Raw genomic sequence first — 10,803 nt, 5'->3', positions numbered from 1 at the left:
TGGATGAAGAAAACAACAACAAAAATATTTAATAAGGGGAGATATTAATGAAGTACTTTGCAGATCATTCCATGCTTGCTGCCATTAGTAATTTACAATCTACTGGGGCATCAATTTTAACCGCCATGCAGCTTTTGGGTATTATCTCGGCTGCCATTGCTTTTGGTATAGGAGCCTACCATCTTATATGGGGTGGAGTTAGAGGTCGCCAAAGCTCTATCGTGTGGTTCATTGGTGGTGCCGTTGGACTTGTCGTTCTAATGGGAGCTACAGCTATCGCTGAATACATTGACAGTCAGGTGATCTTTTAAAGGAGTGTAGGTTCATGAGGGTATTATTCACATCAAAAATGGATGGTGAAATTTCGAGCTTTCACCCTTATTCCTTCCAGGAAATTGTCGTTCTAACAGCAAAATTGGATGCTAAATTAAAGAAGAAAAATGCCAAGCCAATTCTGCTAGATTTCATGATATTTAATGAAGAAGGAGACAAGCTGTACAACGGCTCATATGAAATGGGAGCAGAAGGAACATCAAATATTTATGACCATGTTTGTCAAAAGCTTTTAGAGTTACCCATGCAAAATAAAAATGAAGAAACAAAAAGGGATGTCTTTCTTCAACAATTAACTTCTAATACACCAGCATCTTATCAAATTGATATGACAGGAGTATTGAAAGAAAAGGAAGGACAAAAATCGAGTTGGAAGCAACTTGGTAAGCGTGGCAAATTTTTTGTGAGTATGATCAGTACCACATTAGTGGTAGCCATAGTTACATCCATCACTCTTTTTATACTTCTAAGCAATCAAGGCAAAGATCTAAGAGCCACAACACAAGAGCTGGAAAAAACGGAGAATGTAAAAACGGCTTATGAAGGTTATTGGACAGGTCAGCAGAAAAAAGCTGTTGATCAGTTACAAGGAATGGAAACCTTAACGGAATCGGAGCGCAAAACATTGCTTCATTTTCTGGTGGAACTTAAAAAGTATGATCAAGCTTTGCAATATGTGGGCAAGAAAAACTCTTCTTCACTGGCTGAGCAAGTCATGAAAGTTCATGGTCTGGAAGAATTGATTTCATTTCAAGAAGCTTATCCAAGTCCTTTGGGTGAATTTAAAATAGCCTTTCATAATGGGGAATACAAACAGGCGGTGGATATTCAAGATATGGCGATGTCTCCTGAACTGTATAAACAAAAGGGGATCGCTTATTTGAGGCTTGGTCAATTGGAAGATGCAAAAAAGATGGCCAGTGAAGCGAAAAATGATGAACTGAATAAAAAGATTAATGAGTATCAAGAAATTGTGGAACAGTTGACGAAGATAAACAGCCAAATAGAAACAGAGAAAAAGTCGGAAGATCAAAATCAATCTAAAATCGATTCGCTTAAGGAACAACAAGATGAGCTGGAGGGCCAAAAGAACAATATATAAGAGGGTGATTCATTTGAAATCAGTCATTGCTAAAAAACAGGTGCTTATTCTTCTAAGCATCTGTTTTTTTATATCCACGATGCTGGTCAGTACTTTCGTATGGAATTTGGGATATGCCATGTGGTCAACCTTAAAGACTTTCCCAGAATTCAGTAAACCAATAGAAATTAAAGCTTCATTTTTGACAGATTTTCATATGCAAGAACAACCTTTCTACTATGGAATAGCGGCCTTAATCGGCTTAGTCGGTATAGCCAACATGATTTACAAACTTAGAAGTAACTTTAAACCCGTAGGCACGGACGAAAAAGGTTCCCAGAGATTTGCAACGAGAAAAGAAATTCAACAACAGTACAGGGCCATTCCTGATCGAAAACAACCATATAAAGGTAAAGGAGGCCCTGTGTTATCTAGAAAAGGGGACAAAGCTTTTATTGATCCGTCACCTGTCAATAATCTAATTATTGGTACGACAAGGAGTGGTAAGGGCCAAACCTATGTTATTCCAACCATAGATGCCTATTCTCGTGCTGAATATCAGCCCTCTTTAGTCATCAATGACCCTAAAGGCGAGTTATTTGCTTCTAGCCGGGAGACGCTGGAGAGAAGAGGTTATGAGGTTGAGGTCTTAAACTTAATGAATCCCATGCAAAGCATGAGCTTCAATTTGCTAGAGTTGGTAAAACAATCTTATAAGGATGGGGATTATTCTACAGCTCAAACTCTTTGCGAAACCATTACTCATATGCTTTACCACAATCCGAATGCTAAAGAACCTATGTGGGATGATTCAGCTAAATCACTTGTGAATGCTATGATCCTTGCGGTTACAGAGAAAAGCATAACCGAAGGGATGGAAGAGAAAATTACGATGTACACGGTCGCCAACATGCTCTCAGAGTTAGGGACTAGAAATGAAATGGATGAAGATGGCCAAGAATACAATGCATTGGATCAATTCTTCCAAGAACTACCCCAATCCCATGTAGCGAAAGGTCAATATGCAACGAGTAATTTTTCCAAAGGGAATACTCGATCAAGCATTTTTACGACAGCGATGAATGGATTGACGAAATTCACAATGAGTGAAACAGCTAAAATGACAGCAAAAAACTCTTTAGATTTAAAAAGAGTGGGCTTCGGTCAAAGTATTAAGGGGCGAGGTCGCCCTTTTTCCAAAGTAATGATTTCATTTCCGGATGGAACCACTGAAATCAATCAATCAGGAGAGAGTGGGACATGGACCATTAACTTTAAAACCTCATTAGAGGTCGGAGATCATTTAGTTATTTCTCAAGACTTGGCTCCTGGATCTTCAAAAGTTAAAGAAGTTCAAAAGGATAGCTCGACGATTCGGATTGACAAAGTAAAGAAGGAAACGGGCAAGGTTTCCTTTTCTTATATTTCTGCTAGTAGCACTATGGAAGTAAAAGAAATTATTAACTCCAATAAGCCTATTGCTGTGTTTATGGTTACACCCGATTATGATACGTCTACTCATGCTATACCGTCTATTTTCGTTAGCCAAATGTATTATGTATTATCCAAAAATGCAGCCATTGCCAAAGGACAAAAATGCTTACGAGAAGTGGTCTTTATGTTAGATGAGTTCGGAAATATGCCTGCAATAGCAGATATGGAAAATAAAATCACAGTATGTTTGGGAAGAAACATTCGTTTTCACTTAGTTGTTCAATCCTATGCTCAATTAAAAGATTTGTATGGAGAAGATGGGCAAGCCACAATCCGAGGTAACTGCGGAAATGAAATTTATATATTGAGTGCGGACTATGATTCTGCTTCCTATTTTTCTTCCAAGTTAGGAAAGCAAACGTTAAATACTCAAACACGGTCTGGATCTACCTTTTCCCTGGATAAGTCGAAAACGGAAAGTACGGAAGGAAGAGACCTTCTAACGGCCAATGAACTGCAGGAATTGGAGGAAGGAGATACGGTAGTGCGACGTGTGCTATTACGTCGTGATAAGAAAGGAAGAAAGATTCGTGCCTTTCCTATTTATAATACAGGAAAATACAGTATGAAATATGCTCACACGTATCTTAGTTCAGAATTCCGTCCAGGTAGATCAATTACGGAAGAAGAGATTTCTACCCCACACCGCCATGTTCATCCAGCAGACTTAGTTATTGATTTTCAAACTGACTATTCTAATAAAGCACAGACAGACGAGGCGGTAGAGGATATGGAAAATCACTCACAAAATGGACCATTCAGTGATTCAGAACAACCTATGGAATGGTGGAGGAAGGAAAAAGTCGGTGAGTTCTTTGATAAAAGCACTTTCTCCCTGATCCATCAACAAATTGCTCCTCATCTAGAACACAGTGAGGAGGAAATGAATGAGGAACCTATGGAAGCTTTTCTTTATAACTTTAAGCTGTTAGGCGATCATCAAGAAATTAACCGACAAGTGTATAGTCACATTCGCAAACAAATAGATAGGTTAATTGAAGAACAGGAAACACCAGTGGAGCAGGGATGAAAAATGGGAAAAAAATAAAGGTGGTGATGGAGTGTCTGATGAAGAGCTGTTAGAGATATTGTTAAGGTTTTCCGAAGTCTTATCAACGAATAATATCTTTACATCTGGGTTAAGGATCGTAGGGTGGGGAACGATATTATTTTTGAAAATGATTGTTGATGGTCTGGAAGGAATGGTTGATCAGGTCTTAACCTTAACGGATTTCTTTTTGAGCGATCCCGTGACTAACTTTCTCGAAACCATCCAGCCTGCTCTCTATATTATGCTGGCCATCTCATTGGGAATGATCGGCTTTCGATTAATCTTTAATAAAGAAAAGAATCGATCTGACATTCCAATGAACCTATTTATATCTATCATGACGATTACTCTGTTGTCTTTTGGAATGGGGAAAGTGAATGACTTTACTGGAGATGCGATGGACGTAGCGAAAGTACAAACAGATTCTTTTACCACCTCCGATCGAGTAATGGAAGACCATATTACAGACATAGTCATTTATGAAGAAACAGACTGGACAGATCCAGATGTAGAAAAACAACATCATATAAGCCCAGACTCAATTGATAAAATATCTATTAATGAAACTATTGACGATAGTTTTGAAAAATCTAATGGCGATAGCCTATCAAATAAAGCCCAAAAGATTGTAATGAACAAAGTAGGATTGGAATCAAATGGCGAAGAAGGGCTTGTTGAGTTAGGAAAAAGTAGTCTGTTTGATTTCCTTCCAGAAAATTATTACCGGTGGCATGTGGATTGGTTTACTGCCATCGTAACTCTTTCCGTTATGGCTTTTACCATGATATTAATATCGATTAAAGTAGCCAAGCTCTGTTTTGAGCTTGGCTTTAATCATATCGTGGCCCTAATTATGGCGTATTCGGATATATCCACGGGCCAGCGATTGAAAGCGATCATTAAGAATATTGGAAGCATTTTTGCTTCGCTTATCATGATTTTCTTAAGCTTACGTGTGTATATGTATTACACAAATTTTATAAATAATAATCTTGAAGGACTTGGGTATCTGATTGCTTTAATTGCAGGAAGTTTGGCTGTCATTGATGGTCCTAATATCGTGCAAAAACTCTTTGGAATTGATGCTGGATTGAAAAATGCCTGGCATGTTGCGATGGGTGGTTACCTAGCTTCTAAAACACTTGGACCTCCCGTGAAGAAAGCTGCAGGAGCTATTACAAGTGGTGGTGTATCAGCCTTGATGAATACAGGTGCCGGAACAGCTGGAGCAGCCGCTGGTATCTATGGGCGCAAAGGTGAAGGAAAAGCGCAGACAAATGGAAAAAGTGATCCGTCATCTAGCTCTTCAAAAGAAGGAAATAGAATTCAAGGAAACTCGCAAAAGAAAGAGCCAAGTCCAATGACATACAATCAGAAAAGCCAAAAAGGTTCTTTGGAAGGAAAGGGAACCAGAAGATCTGAGGAAATAAATAGTCCTGCTACCCATGAAAATCAGGGGCAATCACAGCCTTCTCCGGAGAAGAGATCCTCTATGGCCTCTCTACAAGAAGGCTCCCCAGGAGGATTGGATGTCCCATCTCCAAACCACAGCTATGAGCAACCTTTTTCTAATAAACCTATGAAAGAAACAAGACAAGGAAATAGACAAGGAAATATAGGTAGTAGTGAAAAAGGAAGCGAACGTTTAGATGCGAACGATAATGAACCTAAGGAAGAGACAGACCAAATAGCTGCAAGCACAATAACAGAATCATCAGGTGTGAAAGCTCCAGAAAGTACAGATGACATTCCGATGCCGAATCAATATAGAACAGAGCAGCGAACGATAGGGAATTATATGAAAGATCGCCTTGGTGATCGATTCAATCATAATCCTAAGATTCAGAGTGCAAAACGGACGTATAACTTATCTCGAAACACTACAGAGAACTGGATAAATAAAATTAAGAAACGCGGGCCTGAGTCTTAAGTTGGTTCGCGTTTTTTTATGAAGGAGGGTTTTTATTGCAATACAAGATACCATCCGAAATTGGAAGTGAGTTGAAGATCAACCGTTTATTTTATCTTACAGACTTACTTGTGGTACTCATCTTAGGCGGCATAGGCTTTACATTCCGATATGTCGTTCATTTTTCATTCGTTTGGTACTATGCGATTTTTTGGATCATATTGATGGTTGCTTTGTTGATCCGACCCAAAACGAACCCTAAACTGCGTATGGTCAAAGCCTTGTTCTTAGCTGTCACAAGGGACCGGATTGCTTATTGTGCCATCGATAAAAAAGAAAGGGAGGATGGTAGGAATGGTGATCAAATATGAAGAGTTAAATGATGAAGAATATGCGTTTCGAAAGTTTAAGGCACTTCTTGAAGAACAGCTTGGACGAGACTTAACAAAAATAGAAGCACGGAAGATTCGGTGGTTGTCTGGATGGGAGAATGAGACGGTCGGCGTATTTTTTGACCTGATTCATGAAGTAGCAGGAAAGAAAAATGAGGGAGGACTTTAAATGAAGAAGAATAAGAAAGGCCACCCTTTCTTTAAAGAAGACAGTTCCGAAAAAATGGCTCTTTTTGATGAACGAAAAACTACTGAGAAAAACAAGAAGCTGCAAAGGTCGAACGCTAAAAAGAAAAAGAGAGAGGTGGCCATTCCATCCATAGCTGAGATTCTTCCTATTCAGGACATGACCGAAGAAGGATCCTTTCAATTAAAAGGAGACACGGGCTATATGGACGTGATGCAACTTCAGAGTAAAGATATTTATTCTCCATCTACCCAGGAAACCGAGTACGACATCATGAAGATGGCTAAGTTCTTTCAATCATATGCGCCGGATATCAAGATCGTATCTATGAATTTTCCGGTTAATATGAAAAAACAACTGGATGCGATTAATTACAAGATTGCTCAAAACAAAGCGCCTCTCTATGAGCGCTTTTTAATTAGAAAAAGAGAGGAGCTGCATTTTTTAGAGACCTACCGGACGAATAGAGAATTTTATTTATATATTTATGCGACTAGCCTTAAACAGCTTGCTGAGTATAGAAACAATTGTCGGCGTTATCTTGGACGAGTCGCTCCGGTCATTGAGTTAACCGATGAAAAGAAGCTTGATTTGCTCTATAAGCTATACAATCAAAACTCTAAATTAGAAAAGAGGGGTTAAGGAATGTTCTCATTTTTAAAAAAGAAAAGTGATGCCGAAGAAACACAAGAAAAAGGATATAACCCTTTCTTAATGGCCCATATCCAACCGCAAGGAGGAATTAAATTTCACGAAACCTTTACCCGGAAAGGAGACGGTTATGAAGTTTGTGTCCATGTCTATTCCTTCCCTAAAAATGTTTCAGACTTTTGGTTAGAGCCTATTTTCAATATGGAGAATGTCATTACTACGATGGATATTGTCTCTGACGATCGTTACAAAGTCCGAGATGGATTAAACAAAGGGATGGCTGAACAGAGTTCCAGAATGATTAATGAAAAAGATAATGCAGGTATTATAGAAGCGCAAAATAACTATGATGATTTACGGCAGCTGTACAATCAGGTGTCTGAAGAAGGAGAAATCGTTAAACGTGTTCATCTTAGGCATTATGTAAGTGCACCAACAAGAGAAGAGCTGGAAGACAAAGTGAAAGTCGTCTTATCGACGTTACAGGACGAGAATTTTCGAGGATCCATCTTCTTAAACGAACAGGAATTCGAATGGAGATCACTACTCACCAATTATACAGAACAATCCACTTATAGAAACAAGAGGGAAGGTCATCCGATACCCGCACTAGGGTTAGCAGGTGGCTTTCCTTTTCATTTTACTAGCTTAAACGATCCTTACGGTACATTCTATGGCACGACACTCACCGGTGGAAACGTCGTCTTTGATCTTTTTCATAGAGACCAGCAGCGTAAAAGTTATAACGGAGTCATGGTCGGAGCGATGGGGGCAGGGAAATCTACTACGCTTAAGAAAATCATGCTGGATAATGCAATTAAAGGATATAAGGTCCGGACGTTTGATGTCACAGGAGAATTTGTGGAGTTAACGGAAGCTTTAGGCGGGAAGCAAATTGCTCTCGATGGTTCAGATGGGGTCATCAACCCTTTGCAGGTGTATCGAACGGCAGAGGACGAATATACGTCCTTTACTCAGCATTTATCAAAGTTGACGACATTCTATAAATTCTTAGCACCTGAAGCGAATGATAGTGAATTGAAAGAATATGAAAATCTATTAAGAAAGCTCTATGAAAAGCTTGGCTTATGGAACGATGATTCCAATTCAAATATAACCGAACTTTCTGTCCATGAGTACCCTATCTTCACCGATTTTCTTGCCTTTATCGAAGAACAACTCTATGAAAATATCAAAGAAGGGAAGCAAAAGGAGAAGTTGAGTCAGGAAAGGAAACGACGCCTGGAAAGCATCGAATTAAACATTCGTAACCTTGTAGAGACTTACGCGCATCTCTTCAATGGAGTCTCAACCATCGAACACTTTGATGAGCAACAGGTCGTTACTTTTACCCTGAGGGGCCTATCGCAAATGAGGGCAGAGGTTTTCCAAGCGCAATTGTTTAATGTACTCAACCTCTTATGGGACTCCATGCTAACGAACGGTTCACCTCAGTTTGATGCTTATAATCGAGGAGAATTAGCTTTTGAAGACGCTGTACGATATCTCATCTTGATGGATGAAGCTCACCACATCATTAATACAAAGAAGAAAAGTGAGAGTGCTCTTGATTTTCTTACAAAGTTTAGCCGGGAGGCCAGGAAGTATTTTGGTGCTCTTCTCTATGCCAGTCACACCATTCGTGATTTTGTTCCTGAGGGTTCGGATCAGAGTATGGTAGAGGAAATCAAGAAGCTTTTTGAACTGACCCAATACAAAATTATTATGCAGCAAGATAGTAACAACTTAGAGATGATGCAGCAAATATTCATGGGGCAATTAAGCCAAAGTGAATTAAAAGATATCCCTTACCTACAAACAGGGGAGACGATGTTAAGCATCCGTGCGGTTGAAAACATTCGTTTCAAGGTAGAGGTATCGGACGAAGAATTAGCCTTGTTTGGAGGAGGTGCATAAGAATGCCTTGGTCCCTCCTCCTGGGGTTAGTCCCTCGGAAATTATGGCTTTGGTTGATTGGTATTCTGGCAGCTCTTTTCCTTCTACAAATGCTTTTGTATGCTTCAGTCATTACAGGGTTAATCGGTTATCAAAAGTCTTCCTCCAGTGAGGACGTGAGGTCCGTTGATGTGGTAAATGGAACAGCGCAAGTTTCAGCCGCACTAGAAGAGTACCGTCCTCTGTTTGAAGAATATGCTGAAAAGTATGGGGTGTCCAAGTATGTGGAGCTTCTCTTGGCCAAAACGATGCAGGAATCTGGTGGACGTCTTGATGATGTGATGCAAGCAAGTGAGTCTCTCGGTCTACCTCCAAACACGATAGAGGATCCTGAAAGAAGCATTAATGTCGGGATCCGATACTTCTCTGAAATGCTGGAGAAAGCAGGGGGAGATATTAAGCTAACCCTCCAAGCTTATAACTTCGGTGGAGGGTTCATTGATTACGCAAACGAACACAACAATGGAGAATACAGCAAAGAGTTAGCGATCGAATTTTCTAGAATGAAGTACCAGGAATTGAAGCATACAGGCATGTATTCCTGCATTCGACCTGAGTCGGCAGAAACAGGAGCTTGTTATGGGGATATTGGTTATGTTGAGGCCGTTTTAAGTTACCTTAAAGGTGGAGTTATTGAAGCAGATTTACAACCTACGGGAGATTGGGTTATGCCCGTTGAAGGAGCACTCACACAAACCTCTGATTACGGCATGCGCTCAGATCCCTTTGATGGAACACCGGACATGCATAGAGGGATTGATTTTGCTTGTACGAACGCCGTAACGCCTATTCAAAGCGTAGATAACGGTCAAGTGGTTGGTGTGGTAAGAAAAAACTCTGGATATGGAAATAACGTTCTTGTGAAACATGAAGAGGGACTTTATAGTCACTATGCTCATTTGTATACGATAAGTGTACAAAACGGGGAGATGATTCAAAAAGGAACAAAAGTAGGCAAGTGTGGTTCGACAGGAAACTCTACAGGTCCCCATCTACATTTCGAAGTTCGGACCAAAAAACAGTATCGTTCTGATGTAAATCCTGCCCCTTATCTTGGACTATAAGAAAGGAGAACGTTGATGGATAGACGTGTTCTTTTTGGCCTGTTTGTCGTTCTGTTAATCGTTCTCACATCGGTTAACATATATGCTGCACGCACAGCATCGAGTGATGATCTACAGGAAAGCTTGCATCAATTAAAGGTGAAAAACGAAAAGGTTATGGAAGAAAAAACCGAATTAGAGATGACGTTACAAAAACAGGAACCTGCTGACATTCAAGCGAGATATGACGCTTTAGTGAAGCAGGTTTCTACGTTTATAGACGTTGCTTTTAAACAGGATAAAGAGACCTATCAAGAAAGGAAAAAAGAAGCTCACAAGGTAATGAGCAACGATTTAGCTTCAACCTTCTTTCCTACAGAGACCTATAAAGGAGACAGGAAAACGGAGGTGGATGAAGTAGAAATATTCTTCAAAACAGGAAATCTCACAAACAATCAAGCTAGCGTATTAGTTAAGTTTAAACACACACTCTATTCTTTGCAGAGTGATCAAAAACAGGTGTCTCCTGTGTTTCTCAGAATAAATGCTCATAGAGAAGAAGGGCACTGGATGATAACAGATTTTCAAGACGTCGAAGAGGAGGGCTATTCATGAAGAAACAAACGAAACACATCACGGAAGGAACCTCAAAAAAATATCTTATTGGACTAAGCGTCATGGCTATGGCGCTTCTTTTTTTCTTGTT

The 10,803-nt window shown here is 39.7% G+C and carries 10 protein-coding genes; all 10 read left to right on the top strand.

Annotated features, from left to right (window positions below; genetic code table 11):
- Nucleotides 1–47: 47 nt before the first annotated feature.
- The 10 genes from LD39_RS01095 (at nucleotide 48) to LD39_RS01050 (ending at nucleotide 10,712) form a co-directional block, all read left to right on the top strand.
- A complete protein-coding gene (locus LD39_RS01095; RefSeq protein ID WP_035541924.1) occupies nucleotides 48–311 on the top strand; it encodes a hypothetical protein in 264 nt (87 codons plus the stop codon).
- Between the two features lie 104 nt (nucleotides 312–415).
- Nucleotides 416–1,435 (top strand): hypothetical protein, encoded by a 1,020-nt coding sequence (locus LD39_RS01090; protein ID WP_231572495.1) that lies wholly within the window; start codon nucleotides 416–418, stop codon nucleotides 1,433–1,435.
- A 13-nt stretch (nucleotides 1,436–1,448) separates the two neighbouring features.
- Nucleotides 1,449–3,938, top strand: a complete 2,490-nt coding sequence (locus tag LD39_RS01085; RefSeq protein ID WP_052158672.1) for a VirD4-like conjugal transfer protein, CD1115 family — start codon at nucleotides 1,449–1,451, stop codon at nucleotides 3,936–3,938.
- A gap of 31 nt (nucleotides 3,939–3,969) precedes the next feature.
- On the top strand, nucleotides 3,970–5,889 hold the full coding sequence (locus LD39_RS01080; RefSeq protein WP_035541921.1) for a pLS20_p028 family conjugation system transmembrane protein: 1,920 nt from the start codon (nucleotides 3,970–3,972) through the stop codon (nucleotides 5,887–5,889).
- Nucleotides 5,890–5,924: 35 nt separating this feature from the next.
- Complete coding sequence (locus tag LD39_RS01075) at nucleotides 5,925–6,239, top strand: DUF5592 family protein (RefSeq protein ID WP_035541920.1); 315 nt, start codon at nucleotides 5,925–5,927, stop codon at nucleotides 6,237–6,239.
- On the top strand, nucleotides 6,223–6,429 hold the full coding sequence (locus LD39_RS01070; protein ID WP_035541918.1) for a hypothetical protein: 207 nt from the start codon (nucleotides 6,223–6,225) through the stop codon (nucleotides 6,427–6,429). The genes LD39_RS01075 and LD39_RS01070 overlap by 17 nt, the downstream gene beginning before the upstream one ends.
- Nucleotides 6,430–7,089 (top strand): hypothetical protein, encoded by a 660-nt coding sequence (locus tag LD39_RS01065; protein ID WP_035541916.1) that lies wholly within the window; start codon nucleotides 6,430–6,432, stop codon nucleotides 7,087–7,089. It begins immediately after the preceding gene.
- A 3-nt stretch (nucleotides 7,090–7,092) separates the two neighbouring features.
- On the top strand, nucleotides 7,093–9,015 hold the full coding sequence (locus LD39_RS01060) for a VirB4 family type IV secretion system protein (RefSeq protein ID WP_035541914.1): 1,923 nt from the start codon (nucleotides 7,093–7,095) through the stop codon (nucleotides 9,013–9,015).
- A 2-nt stretch (nucleotides 9,016–9,017) separates the two neighbouring features.
- Complete coding sequence (locus LD39_RS01055) at nucleotides 9,018–10,118, top strand: lysozyme family protein (protein ID WP_035541913.1); 1,101 nt, start codon at nucleotides 9,018–9,020, stop codon at nucleotides 10,116–10,118.
- Between the two features lie 15 nt (nucleotides 10,119–10,133).
- Nucleotides 10,134–10,712: a hypothetical protein gene (locus tag LD39_RS01050; protein ID WP_035541910.1), complete on the top strand. Its 579-nt coding sequence runs from the start codon at nucleotides 10,134–10,136 to the stop codon at nucleotides 10,710–10,712.
- Nucleotides 10,713–10,803: the final 91 nt, after the last annotated feature.

The sequence above is a fragment of the Halobacillus sp. BBL2006 genome (genome assembly GCF_000786645.1).
GTDB lineage: Bacteria > Bacillota > Bacilli > Bacillales > Halobacillaceae > Halobacillus.
Note: the sequence above shows the minus strand (reverse complement) of the source record. Positions and strands in the feature narration are given on the sequence as shown.